Consider the following 26,750-nt stretch of genomic DNA (forward strand, 5'->3'; position numbering starts at 1 on the left):
GACTTGCGGCACGCCTCAGTGTCGGCCTCTACGAGACCATCGAATCCTGTTGCAAAGTACCTGTTGACCGTCGCCGAGTTCGGAGGCCCGTCACGAGTTACCGTCCCGCAGTCACGCCATCTGTCCGAACGCGGAACCGTGTCCGGGGGACCGGTTCGCTCCGCGGCGCCGCGCGCGGAGACCGTCCGCGGCCGTCGGCGCTCACTGCACCGTGTCGGGAATCTTCTCGATGATGTCCGTCGTCACGATGCCGTTCCCGCGTTCGACCGTCGCGAGTTCGCCCGCCTTGCCGACGATCCACGCCCCGAGTTCGGCGGCGTCGCGCCGGTCGAGCCCCTGTACCGACAGCGCGGCGATGACGCCCGCCATCGTGTCGCCCGTCCCGACGACGGTCATCACCGGCGACCCGGTGTCGTTCGTCGTCCGTTCGCCGTCGGCGACGATGACGTCCACGTCGCTCTTGGCGACGGCTACGGCGCCCGTGGCGGCGGTGAACTCCTCTAAGGACTCGTGTTCCTCCTCGATTCGGTCGACCTCGTTGTCGTCGGGTGTGACGACGGCCCCCGAGAGGTCGGCGTGCAGCAGGGGGTCGATGGCGTCGGCGTCGACGACGACGGGGACGTCCGCCTCGTCGACCGTCCGTCTGATGGCGTCGGGGTCGGCGTCGACGAGACCCGGCCCGACGACGAGCGACTCGACCCACTCGGCGAGTTCGAGGGCGGACTCGACCGCCCGGTCGTCGTACCGCTCGCCCGGATAGCGGTCGACGACGAGGTCCGGCGAGTGACTCGCGACGACCGAGTATATCTCCTCGGAGACGAGCGCCTTCGAGACGTCGCTCCCCGCGCGGAGGGCGGCGAGCGCCGTCAGCGACGGCTGACCGGGGAACCCGACGCTGCCGCCGATGACGCCGACGCGTCCGGAGTCGCCGACGGTTCCGCCGCGCGCGTCCGGAAGCGACTGGAGCAGTTGACTCATGTCCTCTCCCCTTCGTCGGTCCGCGGTTTACGTACTGGGGCCGGATTCGGAACCCGAGGAGACGCCGTCGGGCGGTGCGGTCGCGGGCCTCGGCGCCGGCGAGAGCGGACGGGGCGCGGGCGCCGGCAGGCCTTAGTGCCGGGCGGCCGACCACCGACCGTGACAGTAACCTTCACCGACGACGACGAGGGCAAGGAAGTCGTCGACGCCAGCGGCAACACGCTCGGTCTCGTCACGGAGATAGACGGCGACACGGCGTACGTCGACCCCGAACCGAGCCTCGCGGACACCGTCAAGGCCGACATGGGGTGGGGCGACGCCGACACCGACGACTACACCGTCGACAACACCGCGGTCGAGACGAAAGGCTCGGAGAAACTCCACCTGCGCGGCAACCTGTAGACCGAACGCCGACGGTCCGCGCCGTCCGTCCCGCCCCGCCGGACCGAAACCCCCATCGCTCTCTGCGGAGTGACGGACCTATGGCCGGCGACTTCCCGCCGACGGCGGGACACACCGACGACCACGGAACGCTTCTCTCGGAACTCGACTCCCACGACCTCGCGTTCGACGCGCGCGTCGACGAGGCGGCCGGCGACGACCCCTTCGCGTTCGACCCCGACGCCGACCCGGACGGGACGTTCCCGCAGTCCGTCGCCAGCGGCGGCCCGACGCCGGAGGGCGTCGTCCTCTGGACGCGCGTCGCCCCCGACGCCTACGACCCGGACTCCCCCCTCGCGGTTCGCGTCGCGGCCGACGAGGCGTTCGACGAGGTGGTCTTCCAGGGCATCGTGACCGACGAGACGCCGGTCCGCGCGCACGACCACACGGTGCGAATCGACCTCGACGGCGAACTCGAACCGGACTCGACGTACCACTACCGCTTCGTCCACCGGGACGCCTCCTCGCGCGTCGGTCGGTGCCGAACCCTGCCTGCCCCCGACGCCTCGCCCGACTCCGTCCGGTTCGCGGTGCTGGCGTGTCAGGACTACCAGAACGGCTACTACCCCGCCTACCACCGCGTCGCCGAGGCGGATGTGGACTTTCTCGTCCACGTCGGCGACTTCGTCTACGAATCCAGCGCCGGCGATTTCAAAGGGTTCGGGTCGTACGAGTATGAGGGCCGTGAACTCTCCTTTCCGAGCGGCCACGACCGCGTGCAGTCGCTGGCGGACTACCGCCACCTCTACCGGACGTATCGGAAGGACCGGTTCCTCCAGGAGGCGCTGGAGTCGCACACGCTCGTCGTCGGCTGGGACGACCACGAACTCGTCAACGACGTCTACTGGGACCGGCGGACGGGCGCGCCGTCGGGCGACCACCCGCGCGCCGACGACCCGGAGTTCATGACCGAGTTGGTGGCCGACGCGATGCACGCGTGGTGGGAGTACCTGCCCGCCCGGGTGTCCTACGACCCCGAGGGGGAGTCGCTGCAGGAGCGGTTTCGGCTGTGGCGCTCCTTCGAGTTCGGCGAGTTGGTCACGCTGGCGATGACCGACGAGCGACTGTACCGCGACCCGCCGCGGGAGGCCATCCCGACGCCGGACAACGTCGGCCCACAGTACGAACCGCCGGGGCGGACGATGCTGGGCGAAGAACAGCGGGACTGGCTGATAGACACCGTCTCCGATTCCGAATCGACGTGGACCGTCTGGGCCGACGAGGTGCTCACGGTGCCGTTCCGCCTCGGGTCGGGACCGCTCTCCGTGTTCCCGGTGCAGGGGGGCTGGGACGGCTACACGCGCGAACGGCAGCGCATCACGGAGTCCATCGGCGCGGCCGGCGTCGACAACTTCGTGACGCTCACCGGCGACATGCACTGCTACGTCGCCGCCTACCAGCAGACCTCCTACCCCGGGCGCGTCTCCGGCGGCGAGGGCGTCGCGCAGGGCGAGCGCATCGGCGTGGAGTTCATGACGCCCGCGATAACGTCGGTGAACGTCGCCGAGGCGCTCCACCTCACCCGCGGTCTGCGCGGCCGCCTCACCGAACCGCTGCTCACGACGCTCGTCACGGCGATGAACCCCCACATCGAGTTCTTCGACAGCCACAACTGGGGCTACTCGGTCGTCGAGTTCACGCCCGAGGCGTGCACTTACGTCGGGTACGCCGTCGACAAGACGGAGAACTCCCCGGACGCCGACCGGCACGTCGTCGCCGCCTACCGCGTTCCCGAGGGCGAGGTCGAACTGGAGGACGTGACCGACGAGTTCGTGGGATGAGCGCCGTTCGGCGCGACCGCCACCTGAAAAACCCATCTACCGTGGGTTCCAACGTCCGACGATGACCGACCACGCGGCGCGGGTGCCGGAGGGGTTTCGAGAGCGGGTGCGCTTCTACCTGCTCGACCACCGGACGCCGGCGGGCAGGACCATCGACGTCGCGCTGTTGGCGCTGAACGTGGTGTTCGTCGGCGTCTTCGTCGCGCAGACGTACTCCCTCTCGGCGACGGCCCGGTCGCTGCTCTGGGACGCGGAGGTCGTCATCGCGGCCGTGTTCCTCGTCGAGTACGTCCTCAGACTGTACGGCGCCCGCGACCGCTTCGGAGAGTTCACCGATCCGTACGCGGCGGTCGACCTCCTGTCGATACTCCCCACGCTGGCGGTTCTCCTCCTCCCCATCCCGGCCATCGTCACGGTCACGGGCTTTCTCCGGGCCGTCCGCATCGTCCGCGTGCTGCGGTTCTACCGGTTCACGCAGGACGAGGAGTTCTTCTTCGGCACCGTCTCCGTCCAGTCGCTCCGGGTGACGAAACTCCTCCTGACCGTCTTGGTTCTGTTCTTCGTCTCGGCGGGACTGTTCTACGGCGTCGAGGTCCGGACGAACCCGGATATCGAGAACTTCGGCGACGCGTTCTACTACGTCGTCATCGCTCTCACGACCGTCGGCTTCGGCGACATCACTCCGGTCACGCGGGCGGGACGGTGGGTCACCGTCGCCGCCGTCCTCACCGCCATCATCCTCGTTCCGTGGCAGGCGAGCAAAATCGTCCGCGAGTGGACGCGCAGGGAGACGGTCGACGTGACCTGCCCCGACTGCGGCCTCACCGGCCACGACCCCGACGCTTCCCACTGCAAGGCCTGCGGCCACGTCATCTATCAGGAGTTCGACTCGCACGAGCAGTAGTCCGTCGTCAAGGGGACCCGCGCGCCGCGAGCGGGGCGCTCTCGCGTTCGAGACGTGTTTCAGGGCGACGGCCGGGGAATCCCGCCCGGCGCGCGCTTCGAGTTCTCCGGCGTCGAAGTCGCCGACGTCGGCGCCGAGGCGACTGTCGCCTGAGCGGTCGTTCGGTGCGAGCGAAACCGAAGGGGGGACTGCGTGTCAGCGGCCGACGTCAAGTTCGCGCCGGATTCCGTCCGCGAGGGCGGCGACGCCGACGAGGACGAGTCCGACGCCCGCCGCCCACGCGAGCGACTGGGTCTCGGAGAGCGTGACCGTCCAGAGTCCCGCGACCAGCACCGCGCCGCCGACGACGACGTACCGGACGAACCGTTCCATGGACGTTCGTCGCGCCGGCGACAGGAAGGTCCACCGCTCCGCGGGAGGGGCGTCCGTTACGCGCCGGGAGATACAGACGTTTCCCTCTGCGGCCCCAACTCCCGCGCGTGACACGACCGACCCTCGTCTACGACGACGACTGCGGCTTCTGTACGTGGTGCGCCGAGTGGCTCGACGACAACGCGAACGTGCGCATCGTCGGCTTCTCCGAACTCGACGACTCGCTGCGCGAGCGACTGCCGCCGTCGTACGAGAACTGCGCGCACCTCCTCGTCGGCGAGGAGCGATACTCCTGCGGCGCCTCGATAGAGGAGTCGCTGCTCCGGACCGAGTACGGGCGGTTCGCGCGTCCCCTCGTCTCGAAGCTCCGGGAGTACGGCGCCTACCGGAACGCCCGCGAGTGGGCGTACCGCCGCGGCGCGGACAACCGCGACGTCCTCGGCAAGTTCCTCTCGAAGCCGACGCGGGCGTAGCTTCGACTTCGACCCCGGCCAGAGCGACTCACTGAACCGCCCTCGACCCCCGAATGGCCCGTCTCTCCTCGCGCTCGAACGCCTCACCGGAGACGGGGGCGACGTAGGTGCCGAGGCGTTCGCGGCGCCACCACTCGCCCGTCTCGGCGCGCTCCTCGGGCGTGGTGAACCGATAGCGGTAGCGGAGCACGCGAACCCGCTCGGGCGGGTCGCCGTCGAACGGATTCTCCCCCACGAGCGACAGCGTCGCCTCGTCGCCGTTGAGAAGGCCGGCGAGGAACGGGGCGACCCAGCGCTGGCGAGGGCCGGGACGGGGGCGCATCGCGGCGAACCAGAGCTGCCAGTCCAGTCGGAGGTGGTACGGCGCCCACTGCGGCGGTCGCTCGTCCGTCCGCACGGGCTGTCCCGCGAACTCGTAGGCGGTCCAGTCGCCCTCCGCCGGGTCCGCGGCGTTCGTTCCCTCGACGACGAGTTGGTAGCGCTCCCTGGTGACCGAGCCGAACGCGCCGTAGGTGTTGACGAGGCTGAGCGGGTCGAACGACGTGTTCATCGCCTGCGACTCCGAGAGGAGGTTCTTCACCGGCTTGACGCTCAGTGCGAGGACGACGAGGGCGACGAGCCACGCCGCGATTCGGAGGGGAAGCGGGGCGGGCGCGACCGTCGGCGCCGCGAGGGAGACGCCGGGGAGGAGCGAGGCGGCACCCGTCAGCACGCCGTCGCTGAACGTCGCTATCGCCTGCACCGCCGAGAGCGCGTTCAGCCACGAGAAGTTGCCCGAGACCATCAGCCACAGTTGAAAGGCGATGGTGGCGACGCCGCCTATCGCCGCGTAGGGTTGCGGCGCGAAGAAGAGAAACGGGACGGCGAGTTCGACGACGTGGTTGCCGAGCGCTTCGAGGCGGTGGAACCGCTCGGGGAGGTGGTGGACGTACCAGCTTCCGGGGTTCGGCATCGGCTGGGTCTCGTAGTGGTAGTCGAGGCAGGTCAACTCGCGCCAGCAGTTGTCGCCGCGTATCTTGATGAGTCCCGCGCCGAACATGTTGCGGAACAGCACCCACTTCAGAAGCCACATCACGACGACGGGCGGACCGCTCGGCCCCGCGCCGAGGAAGACGGCGAGAAAGCCCGTCTCCAACAGCATCGACTCCCAGCCGTAGCCGTAGAACACCCGGCCGGCGTTGACAAAGGAGAGGTACAGCGCCCACATCGCACCCCAAAGCAGCATCGACGCGGGGACGGCGTACGGGTCGGGGAGCCAGTAGGGGACGCCGAGGAGGGCGCAGACGGCGAGGGCGACGCCCGTCCACGCCGCCGCGCCGACGACCCGGTCGTCGGGAAAAAGATGAAAGAGACTCGGTCGCTCGCGGAACGCCGTTCGGTCGACGTACTCGTCGAGGGGGAGCAGGCCCTCCTCGCCCGCCAGCGCCCGGAACTGCCGCGCCGCGACGAGGAAGGCGACGACGTAGACGACGGCGAGCGCTCGCTGGAAGACGAGGCGCACCAGCCAGTAGCTCTCGGTCCACGCGAACGCGTCCGGCACGTCGGGGCGTGCGCGGGGCGGCGGCTAATGGTTGGCGGCGGACGGGAAAGGGCGCGGGGCGACGACCGGTCCGACGGTCTCGCCGCGGCCCGTTCACTTTACCCGCGGGCGGCCGTCCGTCCCCCCATGAGCGAACGCGAGGAACCCATGGAGTTCGAGGAGGTCAAAGAACAGGCGGCCGCGGCCGTCCGCGACAGCGACGCCGAGTCGGTGTACGTCGGCCTCGTCGGCGACGACGTGGACGACGAGTACTACTTCGCCAACGACGTGGACGAAGACGAGTTACAGGAGATGGCCACCCGCCAACTCGGTATGCTGGCGCGCGTGCTCTCCGAGCAGTCGGGCGCGAGCATCGACCAGGTGGCGCAGCACGCCGCCGAGACGGCGAAGAAGATGAACCTGCGGTAGCGCGACGCGACTGGAGGACGAGCGGAGACTACCGGGCGAACCCGCCGCCGACCGTCGCCGCTTCGCGCGCGGCGGGCGTCCACGGCGTCTCCGCGGACGCCGTCGGACCGAGCGACCGCGCGGCGAGGGACTCGCGGTCGGCCGCCGTCCCGGTCGTCGCGTTTCCGGCGTCAGAGGAGTTCGACGCGTTCGACTCCTGCAGGACGTAGCGCTGGCCGACCATCGGGTCGAGCAGGCTATCGACGGGCGCCCTGTCGTCGCGGAGGAGGGGTACGTCGTCGGTCGGCGGCGCCTCGCGGTAGTTCCGTATCTCGCTCGATAGGTCGATTCCTATCTCGCGCTCCGCGTTCCGCGCGAGCAGTTCCTCCTCGGTCAGTCGGGCGTCGTTTTTCGTCGCCACGACTTCGATGTTCTGCACGACGGTGCCGCCGGCCGTCGGGAAACTGTACACCCGCGGGAACGCCCGCGATATCGTCTTGTACTCCGCTCGGTAGAACTGCGAGGCCGGCCCGGAGGGCGCCGAGATGAGGTTCGCGAAGAGCACGCCGTCCTCGTCGAGTCTGCTGTTCGTCAGTTCCATGAACTCCACCGTCGTCAACTCGAACGGCACCTTGTCCTTCTGGTAGGCGTCGAGGACGATGAGGTCGTACGTCCGGTTCGTCTCCCGAAGGTACTGTCTGCCGCCCTGCGTGTAGATGTTCAGCCGCTCGGACTCCTCGACCGAGAAGTACCGCTTGGCCGTCGAGACGACCTCCGGGTCTATCTCGACCACGTCGACGGTGACGTTCGGATAGTCGTGGACGAACCGCTTCGGGCCGGTGAACCCGCCGCCGCCGACGAACAGCACGCGGTCCACGTCGTCGGTCATCAGGAGGGGGAGGTGGAAGTAGCGCGTGTAGTCGAAGACGTGGCGGTAGGGTTCTTCGAGGTCCATCGCGCTGTGCCGCTGACCGTCGAGGTAGAGCGTTCGCACCTCGCCGCTGTCGACCACCCGAAGCTCCTGATACGGCGTCTGCGTTTCGTAGACGACCTGTCCCTCGGCGGTGAGGCCGGCCGCGCCGCTTCCGGCGGCCGCGAGGAGCATCAGGGCCACGAGCGCGCTAGCGACGGCGTGGTCGCCGTCGGCGCTCGGACGGACGAGGACGAGCGCCGTCCCCACCGACAGCAGGCCGAACACGAGCGCTATCTGGTTTATCCCCAGCGACGGGACGAGAAAGTACGTCGTCGCGAACGCGCCGACGATGCTCCCGACGGTGCCGAGGGCGTACACGTGTCCCGACGCCTCCCCGAGACCCTCCTTCGCGGACAACTGCGCGGCGTAGGGGCTGACGTAGCCGAGGAGGAAGGTGGGCGGACCGAACAGCAGCGTGATGGCCGGCAGCGAGGCGAACCGACTCGGGAGCGGGAAGCCGGCCGCCGACCGGAGGAGGAGGTCGCCGAGGAAGATGAGACCGGCGACGTACGCCCCCGTCAGGAGGAACACGCGAGCCATCCGAGCGTTCGTCGCCCGTTCGGCCGCGAGTTTGCCGCCGCGGTGGTAGCCGTAACTCAGCGCCGCGAGGAAGACGCCGATGATGCTGCCCCACGTGTAGATACTGCTGCCGAACTGCGGGGCGATCATCCGACCGGCGAGAATCTCCAGCCCCATGCTGGCGACGCCGGAGACGAACACCGCGAGTTCCGGCTTCGTCAGTCGGAGGGCGTCGAGAGAGCGGATCGCACTCATTGGGGGGTTCGAAGGGCCGCAGGGGGTTAACTGTTGGACGCCGTCGGCGCGCGAACACTTTTTCGTCCGTCGCGCGCAGGGAGACCATGAGCACCGAGTACGCCGTCGGCGTGCAGACCGTCGTCTTCCAACACCGGACGCTCGACGAACTCCTGTCGGACCTCGCGGAGACGGGCATCGACACCGTCGACCTCTGGGACGGCCACCTCTCGGTCGACGACGACGAGGCGACGGTCGCGGCCGCAGAGGACGCCCTCGAATCGGCCGGCGTCTCCGTCTGCGGGTACGGCGTCGTCGACGTCGAGGACCCCGAGTCGGTCCGCGACCACGTCGCGTTCGCGGACCGACTCGGCGCGTCGTACCTCGCGGTCAACTACCCGCCGGACCGCGACGACGTGACGGAGGCGCTCGTCGAGGCGGCCGAGGAGTTCGGCGTCGACGTGGCCATCCACAACTACTCGTCGGTCCACCACGACGACCTCTCGACGGTCTTCTCCTCCATCGACGACGTGCGGGCGGTGTTGGACCGCTACGACGACCCGCGACTCGGCGTCTGCGTCGACACCGGCCACTTCCTCGTCGAGGACGTCGACCCCGAGAGCGTGATTCGAGAACTCGGCGACCGCATCGTCGCGGTCCACCTGAAGGACACCACCGAGGCGGAGATAGAAGACGTACCGGGGGCGGGACGGTTGGACCTCCCCTCGCTCGTCGCGCTACTGGACGAGCACGCCGACCTGACCGCGCCGCTCGTCATCGAGTACGAACTGCCCGAAGACCGGGCGGTTGCGGCGCTCCGGGAGGCCGAGGCGAACGTCAGAGCGGCGATGCGGTGAGAGGGCCGGGGCGGCGGACGGTGCGAGAGAGACGCACGGAAGCGCACCCGCGCGCAGGTACGAGCGTTTAATACAGACAGTCGACATATACCCGTCCGAAATGGGGACACAGCGGGGACGGTACAACGGGAGTCTTGACGTGTTGCACGGGCGCGCGGTGGTGACGCCGCTCCCGGACGAGGACGCCGAGCGGGAGTTCCACCGAAACATGATGCGAATCGCGGACGCCCAAGAGCGGAAGGCCGCGATGCTCGCCGACCCGGACGTACCGCTCTTGGTGGCGTACGAACGCGAGATGGAGGGCATCGCCGACACCTATCGGAATCGGCTGCGGAGCGTCGTCGGCGACGACTACGAGTCGGTCGCCTTCGCCTACGCGCGCGGCGAACGCGACGACGCCGTCGCGGCCATCGCGGCCTACTACACCGAAGCCATCTGGCGGATGCAACAGCGGATCACCGTCTCGGACGCGCTGTTCTTTCCGATCATCCTCCGCTACCCGGACTGTTTCACGGTCAACGTTCGGTTCGCCAGCGACCACCGGACGACGCGTTCGGTGCTGTACGAGTCCCCCGAGCATCTGACCGAGGGGTTGGAGGCGAAACACGCCGCGACGTACGTCGAGGAGAGCCTGCACACCCAGCGCGAGGCCGCGAAACTCATCGAGGAGACGGCCGACATCATCCGCGAGGAGTTCCCCGACCCCGACGAAGTGCCGTTCGAGGAGCGGAAGTACGGCGGCATCGTCTCCGCCGGCGGGCGAAAGGGGACGGTGTTCTCCTCGATGCTCGAACGGGTCGAACCCAACCCGGACCGCTTCCCGACGGCGCCGACCGAACCCGGTCTCGTCGAGGCGGGGCCGGAGGCCGCGCGGACCGAACGGGAGTTGCTCCCCGAGGACGCGTTCGTCCTCTGAGGGGTCGAGCGGTCGCTCGCCGGACGAGCGCTCACTCGCCGCCGTCGCTCTCCAGCGCCGCCCGCCGCGCGACGGCCGCCTCGAAGAACGACTCGGGCAGCGAGTCGATGTCGCCGGCCTGCACGCGCCAGAGGTTGGCGTAGAGGCCGTCCTCGGCGAGCAGTTCCCCGTGGGTTCCGCGCTCGACGATTCGCCCGGCTTCGAGGACGAGAATCTCGTCGGCGTCCTTCACCGTCGAGAGGCGGTGCGCGATGGCGACGGTGGTCCGGTCGGCCCCGAACTTGTCGAGACTGCGGCGGATGAGCGCCTCCGTCTCGGTGTCGACGTGGCTCGTCGCCTCGTCCAACACGAGGATAGCGGGCTCTTTCAGGAACGTCCGCGCGAGGGCGATTCGCTGGCGCTGGCCGCCCGAGAGCTTCACGCCCCGTTCGCCGACCAGCGTGTCGTAACCGTCGGGCAGGTTCTCGACGAACTCGCGGGCCGCCGCTCGGTCGGCCGCCCGGGCGACGTCTTCGTCGGTGGCGTCGAACGTCCCGTAGGCGATGTTCTCGCGGACGGTGCCGTAGAACAGGAACGGCTCCTGGGAGACGTAGCCGACCGCCCGGCGCAGACTCGACAGCGTCGCGTCGCGCACGTCCCGGCCGTCGACCCGGACGACGCCCTCGTCGGGGTCGTACAGGCGGACGAGCAGTTTCACGAGCGTCGATTTCCCGCTACCCGTCGGGCCGACGACGCCGACGGTGTGGCCCGGTTCGACCGAGAAGGAGACGTCGCGGAGGACCGGCGCCGGGGGGTTCGGATTCGAGTCCGGCGTCGCGTCCGCGTCCCCCGCGTTCTCCGCGTCCGCTGCGGCCACCGCCTCCTCGTCGTACCCCGTCTCGTAGCCGAACGTCACGCCCTCGTAGTCGATGCGGCCCGCGATGCCGTCAAAGACGACGGCGTCCGGTCGCTCCGTCACCGCACGCTCGGCGTGGAGCAGGCCGTACACGCGGTCGCTCGACGCCTTCGCGCGCTGGTAGTTGTTGACTATCTGCCCGAACTGCGCGAGCGGCCAGATGAACTGCTGGGTGTACAGCATGAACGTGACGAACTCGCCGGGCGAGAGGGTGCCCGAGAGGAACGCCGGCGGCCCGTTGAGCACCCACAGCGCGCCGACGGCGAAGGTCAGCGCGAAACTCAGCCCCGAGACGACCGTGAGGCCGGGGAAGAACGTGATGCGCGTCTTGATGGCGTCCCAGTTGGCGTCGTAGTACGAACGGGACGCCTCGCGGACGCGGTCGAGTTCGTACCCCTCGGTGTGCTCGGTCTTTATCACCTCGATACCGCCGACGTTGTTCTCCAGTCGGGCGTTCAACTCGCCCACGCTCCGCCGCATCCGGGCGTACTTCGGCTGAACTCGCCGGACGAACAGGAGCGTGAAGACGGCCAGGAGCGGCACCGCAGCCATCGACACCAGCGCCAGCCACGGGTTCAGGGCGGCCAACACGAGGCCGACGCCGACGACGAGGGCGACGAGTCGGAGCGCCGAACTCACGCCGTCGGTCAGAAACGACTCCAGTTGGTTCACGTCGTTGTTCAGCACCGACAGCAGTTCGCCGGTCCGCGAGTGGTCGAAGAACGCGCGGTCCTGCAGTTGCAGTCGCTCGTAGGCGTCGACGCGGAGGGCGTGCTGGATGTTCTGCGCGAACCGGTTCCAGCCGTAGTTCTGGAGCCACGACGCCGCGCCGCCGAGGAGCGTCGCCGCCAGGAGCACGCCGACGGTGAACCACACCTGTCCGTCGGGCACCGTCGGGAGCCGCGAGTCGGGGACCAGGGGGAACCCGAACGGGCGCGTCCCCAGCAGGATGGCGTCGATAGCCAGCCCCAAGACGAGCGGCGGGACGAGCCCCGTCGCTCGGGCGAACAGCGTCATCACCGCGCCGATGACCGCGTTTTCGACGTTGTCGCGGCCGTACTCGGCGTACAACCGCCACATCGACCCGCCGTCGAGGGCGGGTGCGGAGGGAGCGGCGTCCGCCTCGTCCGTCACGTCAGTCCTCACCGCCTGCGCCGCGCGTCGGTCTCACGTTCGAACCGAGTCGCCCGAGCTATATAGCGCGCTCGTCGGTGCCGCGCTCGGCCGACCCGGCGACGCCCGCGGACCGGGGCAAACGGTTTGTCCGCGGTGTGCGAGGAGCCAACGATGTCGCTCACCGGCGCGCCCGCCGTCAGACGCAACGCCGCGGCGGGGGCGGTCTGTGCGACCCTTCTCGTCGCCGTCGCCGAGTTCCTCGTTCCCCTCGTCTTCGACGGCGCGGCGGACGCGACGGCCCGGTACGCGCTGGCCCTGCTGGCGTTCGCGTTGTGGATGACGTGGTTCGTCCTCACCGGCGTCGCGGTGCTGGCCGACGACGAGTCGGCGGAGTAGCCGGGTGACCGAAGATCCTCAGACCGGTCCCGTCCGCTCGACGGCCGCCTCGAACGCGTCGAGGAACGTCGGGTCGTACGACTCCTCGACGTGCTCGACGTTCCAGAGCCCCGAGGTGCGAATCTTCGCGCTCCGCGCGTAGTCGCCGAGCCAGTCGCTCCGCCGCGGGTCGATTGGGGAACGGTCGTATAGTGGCGTTCGCAACCGATTACTCACCCGACCGCACGACGTCGTGCGGTCGGTGAGCGAAGACTTGCGAACGCTACTATAGTTGCTCAGCAGCGCAATGAGGTTCCGTTCGAGATACGCCCGGTCGCTGTCGGGTCCCGGTTCGTCGTCCACGTCGACCCAGAGAAACGGCTGGTCGCGGAGGAACGCGCTGACCCGCCGTTCCAGCGGGTACTCCTCGTCGCGCACGTCGCTCCGCTCGCGCCCCTCGGGAATTCGTGGGGTTCCCCAGTCGGGATACCTGTCGTGGAGGGCGTACCGCTCGACGAACGCCTCGCCGACGCGGCGGCGGTAGACGGACCCGCGGTGGTTGCCGCCGTGCGGGTGTGCCGAACTGCGCGCGCCGGTGCCGTAGTGCTGTTTCACCCGGTCCCACATCGTCGTCGAACTCCCCGCGGAGACGGCGTGCGTGCCGACCCGCGTCACGCGGCGCGCGCCGCTTCCCGCCCGCGTCTCGCCCGGCGCGAGGAAGAGGTACACCCCGCGAGCGGGCCAGTCCATCCGGCCCGTGCAGTCGCCGAGGCGACGCGCGCCGCCGACCCGTTCGTCGAGTCGAGCGAGGAGGGCGTACAACCGGTCGAGGTCCGCGCGCCTGTCCTTCGTCACGAGCGGATCTATTCACCGCATCTGATAAAAACGTTCGTCGGAGCACCCGCCCAGTCGCTCAGTCGTACGTGCTGTGCGTCGCGGTTCCGACGTCGACGCGGACGAGGACGTTCTCCGACCACGCGTCCTCCTCGGCGCCGTACTTCCGATTTATCTCCCGCGTCGCCGTTCGCGTCTCGGCCTCGTCCTCGACTATCTCGGCGGTCCCGAGGAGCGTCACCGCCCACCGGGCGCGTCCGCCCTCGTCCTTCTGTACCGACAGGGAGACGCGAGGATTCTCACGAAGGTTCCGCAGTTTCGTCCCCGTGGTGACGAGTTCCACGACGCCGTCCTCGTAGCGGAACCAAACGGGCGCGACGTGGGGTCGGCCGTCGCGGCACGTCGCCAGGTGCGCCATCAGGGGTTCGCTCGTCAGCAGTTCCTCCACCTCGTCGGGCACGTCGTCGGTCATACCCCGTGTAGACGGACGCGGACGGGAAAGCCCTCCCGCCGCAGGGCGTTTACCGGTCGGCGTCCTATCCACGTCCGATATGGGAGACGACGAGGAGGCCGAATCCGGGATGTACGCCGTCACGAGGTCCGGTCTGACGGTCGGCTGTGAGAACTTCAAAGCGATAGACGGAGGCGTCCTCCTCTTCGCGGACGTCAAGCGAAAGCGCGTCTCGGGGTTCGTCCCGCGCGAGGAACTGAAGTACGTCCTCTCCGCCGACGCGACGACGCGGACGGGCGAGAGCGTCTGGGACGCCGGAGGTCGGGAGGACTCGGAGGTGCGGTCGGTGTCGCCGTCGTCCGCAGAGTCGGGGTCGGCCGACGAGGACGAGAGCGGGGACGAGGACGGCTTCCGGAGCGAACTGACCGTGCTCGGCGGTCTCGGAGATACGTACGCCGAGCGACTCCACGGAGGGGGTATCGACTCGCTGTCGGCGATGCGCGGCGCCGACGCCGCGCGCGTGGCGGCCGCGGCGGGCGTCTCCGAGAGCAGGGCGAACCGATGGATAGACGCCGCGAACGAACGGGACGAGGGGGCGAGTTCGGAGCGACAGGCCAACGCGGAGACGTCGGCGGAGGACGAGGCCGACACCGCCTGAACCCGAATCAGGCCCGTTCGGCGTCGAACGCCGCGACGAACTCGTCGGTCGACTCGCGCCACGCCGTCGCGAGTCGGTCCTCGAACTCCCGTTCTCCGAGGGCGTCGACCTCGTCGCGTTCGTCCAACCACTCGACCGTCCGCTTCGCGCCCGTTCGGAAATCGACGGTGTACTCGAATTCGAGGTCGCGTTTCGCCTTCGCGTTGTCGAAGACGGTGCTGTAGCGGAAGTGGTCGCGGAGCATCTCGGTGCGGTCGGGCGCGACGACCCGGAGCACGTTCGTCGGGACGTGGACGAGGTCCGGGTCGGGCGCGTCGAGGGCCTCGGCCACGCGCCGGTGGTACTGGTTCCACGTCATCGTCTCCTCGCTGGTGACGTTGTACGCCTCGCCGGCCACCGTCCCGGCGTCGGCCTCGACGGCCCCGACGAACGCGCGGGCCACGTCGTCGCGGTGGCACATCCCCCACAGCGAGGTGCCGTCGCCGTGGACGACGATGGGTCGCCCCTCGCGGATTCTGGAGACGTACGAGGAGTCGGTCCCGAACGTGTGCAGGAGCGTCCCGCCCTCGCCGTAGGTGCTCCACGGTCGGAGAACCGTCGCGTCGAAGGCGTCGCCGTCGGCCGCGAAGAACACGTCCTCGGCGGCTATCTTTTCGGCGGCGTAGTCGCTGACGGGCGGGTTCCGCGGCGCCGTCTCGTCGACGGGGTTCGACGGCGGCGGCCGGTGGTAGACGTCGATGGTCGAACAGAAGACGAAGCGGTCGACCCGCCCCTCGAACGCGCGGACGGCGCTCTCGGCGTCGGCCTCCGAGAAGCAGACCATGTCGATGACCGCGTCGGGCGCGGGGTCGAGGTCGCGCATCCGGCGCTCGAACGCCTCGTAGTCCGTTCGGTCCGCGTGAATCTCCCGGACCTCGTCCGGAATCTCGGCGTCCGTCTCGCCGCGGGTAACCGTCGTCACGTCGTGACCCGACGCGACGAGTTGTCGCGTGATTCCCGTGCTGATGAGACCGGTGCCGCCGACGAGAAGTACGTCCATACCGCGAGTGCTCGCGGCGGGGACAAAAGTGGGTCGTCCGTTGGGGTCAGGACCGGCCGCGCGCGAGAACGAGTATCTCGCCGAGGAACACCCACGTCAACCCGACCAAGACGAGTCCGGCGCCGACGACGACGGGCCGCCCGTCGAACGTCGGCCCCGAGGAGACGAGCGCCCACGCCGTTGTCTCCGAGAGGAGCGCCTCGGCGGGGTAGAGCACGCCGGCCGTGACGACGAGGAACCCGAAGAACACGAGTCCGTACGCCGAGAGGGAGAGCGCCCGTCCGGGGGTGCCGGGAGTCATTGGGAACCTACTCGCCGGGGGAGTATTCAGTACGAACTCGGTAGCCCGGTCGAATCGAGTCGTTACGGCGCGTTACGAGCGCTGTAACGCGGACGCTCCGGATGAGGTCGGGACGACAGTTCGGTCGCCGGACGGAAGCGAGCGTCCGGGGCGCGGCTTAACGACCGGTTCGGAGCGTCACTCCTCGGGGTCGAAGTCGAGGGCGACGGAGTTGATGCAGTAGCGCTTGCCGGTCGGGTCGGGGCCGTCGTCGAAGACGTGGCCGAGGTGGCCGTCGCAGTTCTTGCAGGTGACCTCGATGCGGCGCATCCCGTGACGGGTGTCCGTCTCCGTCTCGACGGCGTCGTCGTTCGCGGCGAAGAAGGCGGGCCACCCGCACCCGGAGTCGTACTTCGTCTCGGCCTCGAACAGTTCGGCGCCGCACCCCGCACAGCGGTAGACGCCGTCCTCGTCGCGGTCGAGGTGCTCGCCGCTGAATTTGGGTTCCGTCCCGCGTTCGCGGAGAATCTCGTACTCCTCGTCGGTGAGTCGCTCGCGCCACTCGTCGTCGCTCGTCGGAGCGTCCGAACCCTGGTGAGACATACTCGACCGTAGGCGTCCGACACCGAAGAATCCACGGTTCGGTCGGGTTCGCGCACCGACGCCGGTCCGCGCTCAGTCCTCGCGTCGGAGGAACTTCGGCAGTCTGAGCCGTTCGAGGTCGTCGACGTCGAGTTCGAGCATCGACGCCCGGCCGATGGCGTTCGGGAGGCGCCGCCCGGGGTCGTCGACGTCGGTATCCTCGTCCTCGGGGTCGACCGCGATGCCTTTCGCCTCGATGAGCGCCTCCCACGTCTCCGCGTCGGAGTCGTACTCCTCGCGGTGGTCTCGGACGGCGTTGCGCCCCTCCGCGTACGCCAGGTCGAGCACGCTCCGCTGGTACGCCGTGGCGGCTATCCGAAGGATGCGCGCGCGTTCGGTCTCGTGCTCGTGGCCCAACTCCGCGGCGGTCCCCAACGCGTACATCCGGCGGAGGGCCTCCTCGGCGTCGAGCGAGTCCCACTCCAGGTCGAAGGCGCGTTCGTACATGGCTCAGAAGTCCACGTGGTCCATCGGGTCCACGCTCAACCCCTCGTCCGTGAACGTCAGCGACCGGATGTCGCAGTCGATGTTGGTTCCGCGCATCTTCACCACCTGAATCCCCCGCGTCATCCCCGTCGCTTCGAGGTAGTTGTGGAAGAAGATGACGCCGTGCGCGAGGAAGTGCTCGTCGGAGTAGGAACTCGGGTCGGTCATCTCGGAGATGAGAAGCGTCGTCGCGTCCCCCTGTTTCAGCGCGGTCAGAAACCGCGTCATCTCCTGGTCGTCCCCGGTGAACAGCAGTTGGAGCAACATCGTCGAGTCGATGACGAGGCGGTCGACCTTCCGCGAGTTCACGAACGCGACGATTTTGTCCGTCAGGCTCTGCACGCCCGAGGTATTCCCGCTCCCGGAGAACTGATTCAGGATGTGCTTTCCCTTCTGACTGGCGAGATTGATGAACCGGAACTGGTCCGACGAGGTGAGCGTCTCGAAGCCGAAGTCGTAGCTCGACATGTCGCTGACGAGTTCCTCGCGCGTCTCGTGCATCGTGATATACATACAGTTCTCTCCATTACGTAGCCCCTCGGCGACGAACTGGGCCGTGAACGTCGTCTTCCCACTTCCCGGAGGACCCGACAGCACGTAGAGTCGACCGGGGAGGAACCCCCCCTGGATGAGGTGATCGAAACCGCTGACCCCACTCGGAATCCGCATACCTTATTCACTATATTATGACTTATAACCGTTCCGGGGAATACGGTGTCACTCCGGAAACAGCTCTCGCTCGCGGTCGATACCGTCGATTCGGACCACGTCTTCGTCGTCGAGTTCGAGCGTCGTCGCCGCCGCGAGGTTGGCGCGGAGGTGCGACTCCGAACTCGCCTTCGGGACGACGGCGCACCCCTTCGCACGCGCCCACGCCAACGAGACGGCGTGGGGCGTGGTGTCGTGTTTTTCGGCGACCGCGACCACCTCCTCCACCTCCGAGACGAGACCGCCGGCCAGCGGCGAGTAGGCGACGACCGCTTCGCCGTGGTCTCGCGCGTCGTCGAGCAGTTCCGGTCGGGCGAACAGCGGGTGATACTCCGTCTGGTGGGCGGCTATCGGCGCGTCGAGGTGGTCGCGCGCCGTCGCGAGTTCCTCGACGGTGAAGTTGCTCACGCCGACGTTGCGAATCAGTCCCTCCTCGCGCAGGCGGTCGAACGCCGCGAGCGTCGTCTCGGGGTCGTAGGCGTCGATGGGGCGGTGGACGTACAGCAGGTCGACGTACTCCGTGCCCAGTCGCTCCAGACTCTCCCGCGCGCTGGAGAGCACGTCGTCGTGCGCGAGTTCGTCGGCCCACACCTTCGTCGCGAGGAAGACGTCCTCGCGCGGTACGTCCCCGGCGGCCACGGCGTCGCCGACGACCGCTTCGTTCCCGTATATCTGCGCGGTGTCGACGTGGCGGTAGCCCATCTCCAGCGCCGTCGTGACCGCGCGGGCCTCCGCGGCGGTGTCGAGACCCATCGTCCCGAGTCCGACGGCGGGGACGGCGGCGTCCCCCACTCTGTCGACGTCGTCGACCGTTCGGCGTTCGTCCATACGCGGGTCCGCGTCGGCACGGGTAATAGCCCTGTCCGATTCGCGCGAAACGCGGGGGAGGCCTACGGGCGCTACTATAAAGCGGGGAGGGTCCTAAGCCGCGTTCGTGTGCGACAGGACGACACCGGACGACGGCGAGGCGAAGCGATGACCACCCGCGTCGGCATCGTCGGCGCGGGCGCCGCGGGCGCCGGGGCGGCGTACGCCCTCCGCGGGGCGGACGCCGAAGTGACGATACTGGAGAAGAGCCGCGGCGTCGGCGGGCGCGCGGCGACGCGGAGAAAGAACGACTGCCGCTACGACCACGGCGCCAACTACGTCAAAGACGGCGACGAGCGAACCGACTCGCTGCTCCGCGAACTCGGCGACGAGGGGTTAGTCGACGTCGAAAAGCCGGTCTGGATATTCGAGGGCGACGGCGAGATACGCGAGGGCGACGACGACGAGGCCCACAAGTGGACGTGGACCGAGGGAATCACCCAGTTGGCCAAGCGCCTCCTCGCCCGGACGGACGCCGAGGTGCGAAAGGGGACGCGCGTCGAGCGAATCGCCCGCGAGGGAGCGGGAGACGGGACTGACTCGGAGACGTGGACCGTCACCGACACCGACGGGGAGACGCACGGCCCGTTCGACGTCCTCCTCCTGACGCCGCCCGCGCCGCAGACGACCGCCCTCCTGGAGGCGACAGAGTGGGACGACGAGCGACTCGGGACGCTGACCGACGCCGTCGCCGAGGTGGAGTACCGCACCATCCGCACGTTCGTGCTGGACTACGACTTCCGCGAGTCGTACCCGTGGTACGGCGCCGTCAACGTCGACGACGACCACGAGGTGGGGTGGCTCTCCCGCGAGGAGTGCAAGGACGGACACGTCCCCGACGGGGAGAGCCTGCTGGTCGCACAGATGGCGCCCGACTGGTCGGCCGAGCGCTACGACGACCCCCTCGACGAGGCGGGCGCGGACGCCGCGGAACTGGTCGCGGACCTCCTGGGCGACGAACGGTACGCCGACCCCGAGTGGGTCGACGACCAGGGCTGGCGCTACGCCCTCCCGGAGGGCGGCGTCGACGATGACGCGGTCCGGAGCGCCGAGGGCGCCGGCCTCTTCTTCGCCGGCGACTGGACAGTCGGCGAGGGCCGCGTCCACCGGGCGCTCTGGAACAGTCACGACGTCGGCGAGCGAATCGGGGAGGGCGCCGGCGGCGCGGACGAGAACTGACTACTCGGTCTCCCCGCCACCCCCGCCGTCGACGTGGAGTTTCTCGCCACGCTGTAATCGCGCGGCGATAGTGAACGTCTGCTCGCGTTCCCGGCGCGTCGGGAAGTGCGCGCCGAGGTAGCGCGCGACGGCGACGAGGAGCGTTCTGACCTGTTCGGGGTCCTCCCGGAGGTCCGCCTGGGCGAATCCGGCTTCGAGCGCCTGGTAGGTGTGGAAGTCGGCGTCCTCCCGGAGCAGCGCCTCACCGAGTCGCTCGCGGAGGACGGCGACGTCGCCGCCGCAGTCGAGGAAGTGCGCGGCGCGTGCGCCGGCCTCGTTCACCTCGCCTTCCGCGTCGAACGTCCCGAGGAGTGCGTCGAGGTGGGTCTCGGGGTCGGCGTCCCGGTCGGACGCCGGGTCGGGGAGCGGCGCGGGCGGCGTGTTGAGGAAGCGGTCGAGGTAGACGTTGACGGCGGCGTCGAACACCCCGCGGTAGAGGTCGGTCGACCCCGTTCTTCGAGCTAGCTGGTGGACGGCGTTCGCGTAGGTGAACGTGTGGTGGACCGTGTTCCAGTCGGAGAACTCGTTGACGGTGGCGAACCGCGCGACGCGCGTCGCCGCCGCGAACGCGACTTCCGACGCCAGTTCCTCGACGGACGCCCCGGCGCGAATCGCGTCTTCGAGCGCCGAGATGACGACGTCGGGGTCCTCGGAGAGCAGCGTCTCGGTGAAGTCGTCGGGGGGTGACCAGTGCGACTCCGAACCCTCCGCGACCAGCGAGTCGAGGTCCGCGAACGTCTCCTCCAGCGTCGCCGCGAGGTCGACCGGTTGCCGCCACGAGGACGTCTCCTCGGCGCGCGTCGCCGTCGCCAGTCCGTCGACCAGACTCGGCAGGACCGCCTCGGCGTGCTCCCAGCCGATGCGGTCCAGCGCCTCGCACGCTTTGTTCACGAAGTCGAGCGTGTGCCCCGTGTCGAGATAGCGGTGGTCCGTCGCGGCCGCGGCCAGCATCTCCGCGAGGCGGGCGTCGTCGGCGCCGTTCTCGATTGCCGTTCGGAGCACCCGCTCCGCGCCGTCCGAGTCGCGCACCTCGACGTTCTCGCGGAACCATCCCTTCAGGCGGGCGAACGGAACGTCGTCGGTGTCGAACGGTTCCTGGTCGAACCGCGGCGGTTCGCCCGCGCAGTCGTCGCCGACGTGGACGAGCCCCTGATACAGCGCCCGCTTGCAGTCCTCGTCTCCCAAGTCGGGGAGGACGTTCCGCATCGCCGCGAGGATGGTGAGCCCCGGTCCCCACCCGCTCTCGCGGTAGCGCGCGCCGAAGCGCACCCCCTGCTCCGTTATCTCGTCGGCGGAGACGCCGGCGTCGACGAGGCCGATGGCGGACTTGGCGACGACGAGGCGGAGGTTCTGCTCCATCCCGTCCTCCAGTCGCGCGGCCCAGTGCTCGGCGGGCGGGTCGTCCGGTTCGGGGTGGGGGTCGACGTAGACGCTCCCGTCGCGCACCTCGACTGGGAACGTCCGCACGTCGTCTGCCCACGGGTCGAACGTATCGCCGCACGACAGTTCGAAGCGGGCGTGGTGCCAGTGGCAGGTGAGGACGCCGTCCTCGACGCTCCCCTCCGACAGCGGGAATCCCATGTGGGGACAGCGGTTGTCGACGACGCGCACCTCCCCCTCGTGGTGGAAGAGGGCGAGCGAACGGCCGTCCACGGTGGTCTGTACCCGTCCCTCGCGTTCGAGTTCGGCTACGGGGACGACTTCGCGGAATCGGTCTGTCGAACTCATGGGAGGAGGTAGCACGCACCTCGGGGTAAACGTTCGCTGAAGACCGTTATAGTAATTAATCTGATACTGAGGAACTTGAATGAACTAGTTGCCCCTCGTGGAGAACCGTCTTATCGACAGTCTGACGCGTTCTCCCGCCTCTCTGACTCGTGCTACCGTACGCTCCGACGGGTTTTTGTCCGAGAACACGAATGTTCTCGTGTGTCCCTCACCGTCCGTATCGACCCCCACGTCCACTCGGAAGCGTCGTACGACGCGGACGACCCCGTGGAGCTGATACTGGAGCAGGCCGCCGAAATCGGCCTCGACGCCGTGGTCATCACCGACCACGACGTCGTCCACGAGTCGGTCCGCGCGGCCGAGTTGGCCCCCATGTACGGCCTCGTCGGCATCCCCGGCGTCGAAGTCTCCACCGCGGACGGCCACCTTCTCTGTCTCGGCGTCCGGGAGATGCCGCCGCGGCGCGCGCCGATGAAGGAGACGGTCGAGTGGGTGCGCGACCGCGGCGGCGTCGCCATCGTCCCGCACCCGTTCCAGCGGAGTCGCCACGGTGTTCGGAAGAAGCACCTGCGCGGCGTCGACCCCGACGCCATCGAGGTGTACAACTCGTGGCTGTTCACGGGGTGGAAGAACCGCCGCGCGCGCCGGTTCGCGAAGGGTCGCGGCTACCCCGGCGTCGCCGGGAGCGACGCGCACAAGGTGGGGTACGTCGGGCGCGCCTACACCGAGATAGACATCCCGGACGCCACCCGCACCGGTCTCTCCGAGGACGTCATCCTCGACGCCATCCGCGGCGGGTCCACCCGCGTCGAGGGACGTCGGACGCCCATCCCGACCAGCGCGCGCCACTACGCCGGTGCGGGCGTCCGTAAGAGCGGCTACTTCGCCAAGCGGGGCGCGCTCAAGAGCGGGTCGCTCGCGAAGACGGGCGCCGCGCAGATGGCGCGGACGCTCTACCGCGTCTCGCCGTTCACCCGGTAGTCCGACCGCCGCTCGCCGACGCTGCCGAAGCTACTTGTTCTGTTAGTCTGTAGACAGAATCGGTGCCCTCCAATACGACGAGCGGAAGCCGGGACTTCAGCCCGGAGAACCGCCCGGTGTTCAACCTCCTGATGGCGGGACTCGTCACGGTGAGTATCGGAACGGGCCTGTACGGGACGGGCGACGCCTCCCCCGCGCTGGCCGTCGCCGGATTCGCGGCGACGGGCGTCGGCCTCGGACCGGTTTCGTCGAGTGCGTTCGGACGGCGAGTCGGGGAGTGGTTCGAGGCCATCGGTGGCGCGGCCCGCGTCGGAGTCATGCTCGTGGTCGCGACGGGCGTCGTCACCGCCACTCTCGCTCTCGACGTGCCCGTCGTGTGGACGCAGAGCGCTCTCTTCGGGTCGATGCTCGCGCTGAACTGCTACGTCGTCTACAGAATCGCCAGTCACCGTCTGCAGCGGTGAGCGTCGGTCGGACCGCGGAACGGAGAGCGGAAGCGAACGAGCGAAGCCGCGCGCTACTTCCCGTTCCCGACCAGTTTCTCGTACTGCGCGCCCGTCTGCTTCAGCGTCTCCGTCGAGTACAGGCGCTCGTGGTCGAACGGGAGATACTCCGAGGCGAGTTCGTCTATCTTCTCGTCCACCGCCTCCGCCTCGCGGCCGTGAATCATCGTGAAGAGGCTGTACGGCCAGTTCTGCTCGGGGCGGCGCGGCCGGTGATAGCAGAGCGTGACGTACGGGAGTCGGCCCACCGCTTCTCCTCTCCCGTCGAGTTCGTCGTCGGGCACGTCCCAGACGACCATGCAGTTGGCGTCGAAGCCGGTGACGACGTGGTTGACGACGCAGCCGACGCGCTTGATACAGCCGTCGTCGAGCAGTCGCCGGACGGCGGCGAGCACGTCCTCCACGCTCGCGTCGACGCCGGCGGAGGCGAGCCGTTCGGCGACGTCCCGGTACGGCGTCGCCGTCAGCGGGAACCCGTCCTGAATCTCGACCAAGAGGGCGGCGTCGAGGGCCGAGAGGTCCCCCGCCGCCTCCTCGGAGATGCGGGTGGCGTTCACCGCCGTCGCCGCGAGGCTCTCGCGGGCGAAGCGGTCGTCGTTGACGACCGGAAATTCGAGGTCGATGTAGTAGTCGGTCAGCATCGGGAGGTTCAGAACCTCCAAGCCGGTTCGCTCCTCGATGTCGGCCAGGATTTCGTCGCGCTCCTCTCGGGAGGCGGCGGTGACGACGAACCACATGTTCCACTCGTGGTCTCGCCGGTAGTTGTGGTTCACCTGCCGGTGGTCGTTGATTATCGCCGCCACCTCGGCGAAGCGGTCCTCGGGCGCCGAGACGGCCGCCAGCGTCGAACTACCGATGACGGGGGGGTTCAACACCGCGCCGAACCGCCGGAAGATACCCCGTTCGGAGAGGGTTCGGACGCGCGCGAGCGCCTCGTCCTCGGAGACGCCGAGTTCCTCGCCGACGGCGCGAAACGGACGTTCGACGACCGGGAAGTCGCTCTGGTACTCGTCGACGAGGCGCGCGTCGACGGCGTCGAGGTCCGAGCGCCAGTCGTCGGTCAGTGCGCTCATCGTCGACTATGAGGACTCGGTGAACGTACCTATTTCGGGTTCGAGCGGCGATTCAGCTCACGCTAACGTACGACTTTTCACGCGCGCTGTCCAACGTCAGACCATGTCACAGGTACCGGAGCGACGGGAGTTCGGGGAGTGGCCGCTGAAGCGACTCATGACCGAAGTAGTCGGAACGGGGACGAAGTCCGCCGAGGACATGAACCGCGAGCAGGCGACCGAGGCGATGCGGCGCATCCTCGCCGACGAACCGGACCACACGACGCTGGGGGCGTTCTGGCTGGCGAACCGCTGGAAGCACAACGTCGCGGAGGAACTCGCCGCCTACGCGGACGTGATGTGCGAACACGTCGAGTACGCCGAACCCGACGCCGACCCGGTCGACTGCGGCGCGAACTACGACGGGAAGGGTGATACCGCCATCCTCGGCGCCGCCGCGGGCATCGTCGCCGCCGCCGCCGGGACGCCCGTCGTCGCCCACTCCGGGGACCGAGTGCCGACGCAGAAGCAGGACGCCTACAAGCACGTCCTCGACGAACTCGGGATTCGGACGGAACTCTCCCCCGAAGAGAGCGCCGACCAGGTGGACGAAACGGGGTTCGGCTTCTACTACCAACCGGCGTTCAACCCCGCGATTCACGACTTGTTCGACCGCCGCGACCAGATGGGCGTGCGCACGTTCGTCAACACCGTCGAGACCATCGCCAACCCGGCGAACGCCGACGTCCACCTCGGAAGCTTCTACCACCTCTCGTTCGCCAAGAAAATCGTCGACACGTTCGAACGGTCCGAGAACCTCGGCCCGCGCCGCGTCGTCATGTTCCAGGGCATGGAGGGGTACGACGACATCCGACCGGGCTACACGAAGGTCGGCGAATCCACCGACGGCGTGTTCACCGACTTCGAGATAGAGACCGCGGAGTACGGGATGGACTTCGAGACGGAGGACCTCGAAGTCGACCCCGACGACGTGGCGGGCGACTCCGCCGAGATTACGGAGTCGGTGATAGCGGGCGACCGAACCGACCACTTCGCCGACGCCGTCGAACTCAACGCGGCGTTCCGCATCTACGCCCGCGAGGACGCCGAGTCGCTGTCCGAGGGGCTGGAGATGGCCCGCGAGAGCCTCGACTCCGGCGCCGCAGAGGCCGTCCTCGAAGACCTGCGGGCGTTCTGAGATTCCGGGGTCCGACCCGTCTTCACCGCTTTCCGCGCGTTTTTTTGTCCGGACGGCGAGCGACGGGTATGACCTCGTTCGCCGACCTGACGCTCCGGGAGATCCGCCGCGACCTCCACCGCCACCCCGAGGCGGGGTGGAAGGAGTTCCGAACGACCGCGCTCGTCGCCGAGGAACTGGACGCCCTCGGCTTCGACCTCTCGCTCGGCCCCGATGCCGTGAACGTCGCCGAACGACTCGGCGTTCCCGACGACGACGACATCGCCGCCGCCCGCGAACGCGCGAAGCGCGAGGGCGCCCCGGAGGAGTACTTGGAGTACATGGACGACGTGACCGGTCTCGTCGCCGAGAAGCGCTACGGCGACGGGCCGACGGTGGGGGTTCGCGTCGACATCGACGCGCTCGAACGGTCGGAGGCGATGGACGACGACCACCGCCCCGCCCGCGAGGGGTTCGCCAGCACGCACCCCGGTGAGATGCACGCCTGCGGTCACGACGGCCACACCGCCATCGGCGTCGGCGTCGCCCGCGCGTTCGACGAGGAGGGCTTCGACGGCACGCTGAAACTGTTCTTCCAACCCGCCGAAGAGGGCGGCCGCGGCGGCAAGCCGATGAGCGAGACCGACCACCTGGACGACGTGGACGCCCTGTTCGCCCTCCACCTCGGCCTCGACGAGGAGACGGGCACTATCGTCGGCGGTTACGACCGCCCGCTGTCGAACGCGAAGATAGACGTGACGTTCGAGGGCGAACCCGCCCACGCCGGCGGCGCGCCGCAAGAGGGGAGAAACGCCCTGCAGGCGATGAGCACGGCGATACAAAACCTCTACGCCATCCCGCGGCACGCCGACGGGATGACTCGAATCAACGTGGGCCGGGTCAGCGCCGACAACGCCCAGAACGTTATCTGCGAGGAGGCGCGGATGCGCGTGGAGGTACGCGGCGGCGACGCCGACCTGAACGACTACATGATGGCGAAGGCCGAACGCGTGCTGAAGCACGCCGCCGACATGCACGAGGTGGACTACGAGACGAGTCTGTACGGCATGACGACGACGTTCGAGAACGACCAGTCGATGGTGGACGCGGTGATGGCCGCCGCCGAAGAGGTCGACGACGTGAATCAGGTCTGCGGCCGAAGCCCGTTCGGCGGGAGCGAGGACGCCTCGTTCTTGATTCGGAAAGTCCAGGAGAACGGCGGTGTGGCATCGTACATCGGCGTCGGAGCGAGCAATCCCGCCGGCCACCACACGGCGTACTTCGACGTCGAGGAGGAGTCGCTCGACATCGCCGTCGACGTGGTGACCGAGTCGATTCGGCGGGTGGCGGGCGACCTGCGCTGAC

At 68.8% G+C, this 26,750-nt stretch carries 29 protein-coding genes; 14 read left to right on the plus strand and 15 right to left on the minus strand.

What is annotated here, in order from left to right; all coding sequences use genetic code 11:
- Positions 1-201: 201 nt before the first annotated feature.
- Positions 202-978 (minus strand): NAD(P)H-hydrate dehydratase, encoded by a 777-nt coding sequence (locus NDI76_RS13525; RefSeq protein WP_310924612.1) that lies wholly within the window; start codon positions 976-978, stop codon positions 202-204.
- Between the two features lie 159 nt (positions 979-1,137).
- Here NDI76_RS13525 and NDI76_RS13530 point away from each other — a divergent pair, with 159 nt between their 5' ends.
- The 3 genes from NDI76_RS13530 to NDI76_RS13540 all read left to right on the plus strand — a co-directional run bounded on the left by NDI76_RS13530 (position 1,138) and on the right by NDI76_RS13540 (position 4,104).
- Positions 1,138-1,380, plus strand: a complete 243-nt coding sequence (locus NDI76_RS13530; protein WP_310924613.1) for a hypothetical protein — start codon at positions 1,138-1,140, stop codon at positions 1,378-1,380.
- 80 nt (positions 1,381-1,460) lie between these two features.
- The gene (locus tag NDI76_RS13535) at positions 1,461-3,200 is read left to right on the plus strand and encodes an alkaline phosphatase D family protein (protein WP_310924614.1); all 1,740 of its coding nucleotides are present in this window, start codon (positions 1,461-1,463) and stop codon (positions 3,198-3,200) included.
- A gap of 61 nt (positions 3,201-3,261) precedes the next feature.
- Positions 3,262-4,104, plus strand: coding sequence for an ion transporter (locus NDI76_RS13540; protein WP_310924615.1), 843 nt, complete (start codon positions 3,262-3,264; stop codon positions 4,102-4,104).
- Between the two features lie 195 nt (positions 4,105-4,299).
- Here the strand turns inward: NDI76_RS13540 and NDI76_RS13545 are convergent, their stop codons facing one another.
- Entirely contained in the window at positions 4,300-4,476 is a 177-nt protein-coding gene (locus NDI76_RS13545; RefSeq protein WP_310924616.1) for a hypothetical protein, read from the minus strand.
- Between the two features lie 107 nt (positions 4,477-4,583).
- Here NDI76_RS13545 and NDI76_RS13550 point away from each other — a divergent pair, with 107 nt between their 5' ends.
- On the plus strand, positions 4,584-4,949 hold the full coding sequence (locus NDI76_RS13550) for a DCC1-like thiol-disulfide oxidoreductase family protein (protein ID WP_310924617.1): 366 nt from the start codon (positions 4,584-4,586) through the stop codon (positions 4,947-4,949).
- 28 nt (positions 4,950-4,977) lie between these two features.
- Here NDI76_RS13550 and NDI76_RS13555 read toward each other — a convergent pair whose 3' ends face one another.
- Positions 4,978-6,489, minus strand: coding sequence for a lipase maturation factor family protein (locus NDI76_RS13555; RefSeq protein WP_310924618.1), 1,512 nt, complete (start codon positions 6,487-6,489; stop codon positions 4,978-4,980).
- Positions 6,490-6,615: 126 nt separating this feature from the next.
- Here NDI76_RS13555 and NDI76_RS13560 point away from each other — a divergent pair, with 126 nt between their 5' ends.
- The gene (locus NDI76_RS13560; protein WP_310924619.1) at positions 6,616-6,897 is read left to right on the plus strand and encodes a DUF8113 family protein; all 282 of its coding nucleotides are present in this window, start codon (positions 6,616-6,618) and stop codon (positions 6,895-6,897) included.
- A 28-nt stretch (positions 6,898-6,925) separates the two neighbouring features.
- Here NDI76_RS13560 and NDI76_RS13565 read toward each other — a convergent pair whose 3' ends face one another.
- A complete protein-coding gene (locus NDI76_RS13565; RefSeq protein WP_310924620.1) occupies positions 6,926-8,623 on the minus strand; it encodes a spermidine synthase in 1,698 nt (565 codons plus the stop codon).
- Positions 8,624-8,709: 86 nt separating this feature from the next.
- Here NDI76_RS13565 and NDI76_RS13570 point away from each other — a divergent pair, with 86 nt between their 5' ends.
- Both NDI76_RS13570 and NDI76_RS13575 read left to right on the plus strand, forming a co-directional pair.
- Positions 8,710-9,459, plus strand: a complete 750-nt coding sequence (locus tag NDI76_RS13570; protein WP_310924621.1) for a sugar phosphate isomerase/epimerase family protein — start codon at positions 8,710-8,712, stop codon at positions 9,457-9,459.
- Positions 9,460-9,559: 100 nt separating this feature from the next.
- Positions 9,560-10,375: a hypothetical protein gene (locus tag NDI76_RS13575; protein ID WP_310924622.1), complete on the plus strand. Its 816-nt coding sequence runs from the start codon at positions 9,560-9,562 to the stop codon at positions 10,373-10,375.
- A gap of 31 nt (positions 10,376-10,406) precedes the next feature.
- Here the strand turns inward: NDI76_RS13575 and NDI76_RS13580 are convergent, their stop codons facing one another.
- Positions 10,407-12,416 carry an ABC transporter ATP-binding protein gene (locus NDI76_RS13580; RefSeq protein ID WP_425498367.1) on the minus strand — a complete coding sequence of 670 codons (2,010 nt, stop codon included), beginning with the start codon at positions 12,414-12,416 and terminating at the stop codon, positions 10,407-10,409.
- Positions 12,417-12,557: 141 nt separating this feature from the next.
- Here NDI76_RS13580 and NDI76_RS13585 point away from each other — a divergent pair, with 141 nt between their 5' ends.
- Positions 12,558-12,782, plus strand: coding sequence for a hypothetical protein (locus NDI76_RS13585; RefSeq protein ID WP_310924623.1), 225 nt, complete (start codon positions 12,558-12,560; stop codon positions 12,780-12,782).
- An 18-nt stretch (positions 12,783-12,800) separates the two neighbouring features.
- Here NDI76_RS13585 and NDI76_RS13590 read toward each other — a convergent pair whose 3' ends face one another.
- Together NDI76_RS13590 and NDI76_RS13595 are read right to left on the minus strand one after the other, a co-directional pair.
- Entirely contained in the window at positions 12,801-13,616 is an 816-nt protein-coding gene (locus NDI76_RS13590) for a GIY-YIG domain-containing protein (RefSeq protein ID WP_310924624.1), read from the minus strand.
- A gap of 58 nt (positions 13,617-13,674) precedes the next feature.
- Positions 13,675-14,067 (minus strand): pyridoxamine 5'-phosphate oxidase family protein, encoded by a 393-nt coding sequence (locus NDI76_RS13595; RefSeq protein WP_310924625.1) that lies wholly within the window; start codon positions 14,065-14,067, stop codon positions 13,675-13,677.
- A 79-nt stretch (positions 14,068-14,146) separates the two neighbouring features.
- Here NDI76_RS13595 and NDI76_RS13600 point away from each other — a divergent pair, with 79 nt between their 5' ends.
- Positions 14,147-14,704: a helix-hairpin-helix domain-containing protein gene (locus NDI76_RS13600; RefSeq protein WP_310924626.1), complete on the plus strand. Its 558-nt coding sequence runs from the start codon at positions 14,147-14,149 to the stop codon at positions 14,702-14,704.
- A gap of 7 nt (positions 14,705-14,711) precedes the next feature.
- Here NDI76_RS13600 and NDI76_RS13605 read toward each other — a convergent pair whose 3' ends face one another.
- From NDI76_RS13605 to NDI76_RS13630, 6 genes are all read right to left on the minus strand, one after another.
- Positions 14,712-15,743, minus strand: coding sequence for an NAD-dependent epimerase/dehydratase family protein (locus NDI76_RS13605; protein WP_310924627.1), 1,032 nt, complete (start codon positions 15,741-15,743; stop codon positions 14,712-14,714).
- A gap of 46 nt (positions 15,744-15,789) precedes the next feature.
- A complete protein-coding gene (locus NDI76_RS13610) occupies positions 15,790-16,044 on the minus strand; it encodes a hypothetical protein (RefSeq protein ID WP_310924628.1) in 255 nt (84 codons plus the stop codon).
- A 177-nt stretch (positions 16,045-16,221) separates the two neighbouring features.
- Entirely contained in the window at positions 16,222-16,626 is a 405-nt protein-coding gene (gene msrB, locus NDI76_RS13615; RefSeq protein ID WP_310924629.1) for a peptide-methionine (R)-S-oxide reductase MsrB, read from the minus strand.
- 72 nt (positions 16,627-16,698) lie between these two features.
- Positions 16,699-17,112, minus strand: coding sequence for a DUF8057 family protein (locus tag NDI76_RS13620; RefSeq protein WP_310924630.1), 414 nt, complete (start codon positions 17,110-17,112; stop codon positions 16,699-16,701).
- Between the two features lie 3 nt (positions 17,113-17,115).
- Entirely contained in the window at positions 17,116-17,820 is a 705-nt protein-coding gene (locus NDI76_RS13625) for an RAD55 family ATPase (protein ID WP_310924631.1), read from the minus strand.
- 48 nt (positions 17,821-17,868) lie between these two features.
- The gene (locus NDI76_RS13630; RefSeq protein ID WP_310924632.1) at positions 17,869-18,687 is read right to left on the minus strand and encodes an aldo/keto reductase; all 819 of its coding nucleotides are present in this window, start codon (positions 18,685-18,687) and stop codon (positions 17,869-17,871) included.
- A gap of 147 nt (positions 18,688-18,834) precedes the next feature.
- Between NDI76_RS13630 and NDI76_RS13635 the strand changes: the two genes are divergently transcribed.
- Entirely contained in the window at positions 18,835-19,905 is a 1,071-nt protein-coding gene (locus tag NDI76_RS13635) for an NAD(P)/FAD-dependent oxidoreductase (RefSeq protein ID WP_310924633.1), read from the plus strand.
- Here the strand turns inward: NDI76_RS13635 and NDI76_RS13640 are convergent, their stop codons facing one another.
- Positions 19,906-21,672 (minus strand): Rieske (2Fe-2S) protein, encoded by a 1,767-nt coding sequence (locus tag NDI76_RS13640; protein ID WP_310924634.1) that lies wholly within the window; start codon positions 21,670-21,672, stop codon positions 19,906-19,908.
- Positions 21,673-21,873: 201 nt separating this feature from the next.
- Between NDI76_RS13640 and NDI76_RS13645 the strand changes: the two genes are divergently transcribed.
- Complete coding sequence (locus NDI76_RS13645; protein ID WP_310924635.1) at positions 21,874-22,653, plus strand: CehA/McbA family metallohydrolase; 780 nt, start codon at positions 21,874-21,876, stop codon at positions 22,651-22,653.
- 62 nt (positions 22,654-22,715) lie between these two features.
- Positions 22,716-23,117: a hypothetical protein gene (locus NDI76_RS13650; RefSeq protein WP_310924636.1), complete on the plus strand. Its 402-nt coding sequence runs from the start codon at positions 22,716-22,718 to the stop codon at positions 23,115-23,117.
- A gap of 53 nt (positions 23,118-23,170) precedes the next feature.
- Here the strand turns inward: NDI76_RS13650 and ahbB are convergent, their stop codons facing one another.
- Positions 23,171-24,229: a siroheme decarboxylase subunit beta gene (gene ahbB, locus NDI76_RS13655; RefSeq protein WP_310924637.1), complete on the minus strand. Its 1,059-nt coding sequence runs from the start codon at positions 24,227-24,229 to the stop codon at positions 23,171-23,173.
- 103 nt (positions 24,230-24,332) lie between these two features.
- On the opposite strand from ahbB, the gene NDI76_RS13660 reads away from it, so the two are divergent.
- A complete protein-coding gene (locus NDI76_RS13660; protein ID WP_310924638.1) occupies positions 24,333-25,406 on the plus strand; it encodes an anthranilate phosphoribosyltransferase in 1,074 nt (357 codons plus the stop codon).
- Positions 25,407-25,474: 68 nt separating this feature from the next.
- Positions 25,475-26,749, plus strand: coding sequence for an amidohydrolase (locus NDI76_RS13665; RefSeq protein ID WP_310924639.1), 1,275 nt, complete (start codon positions 25,475-25,477; stop codon positions 26,747-26,749).
- Position 26,750: the final 1 nt, after the last annotated feature.

Source organism: Halogeometricum sp. S1BR25-6, assembly GCF_031624495.1.
GTDB classification, from domain to species: Archaea; Halobacteriota; Halobacteria; order Halobacteriales; family Haloferacaceae; genus Halogeometricum; species Halogeometricum salsisoli.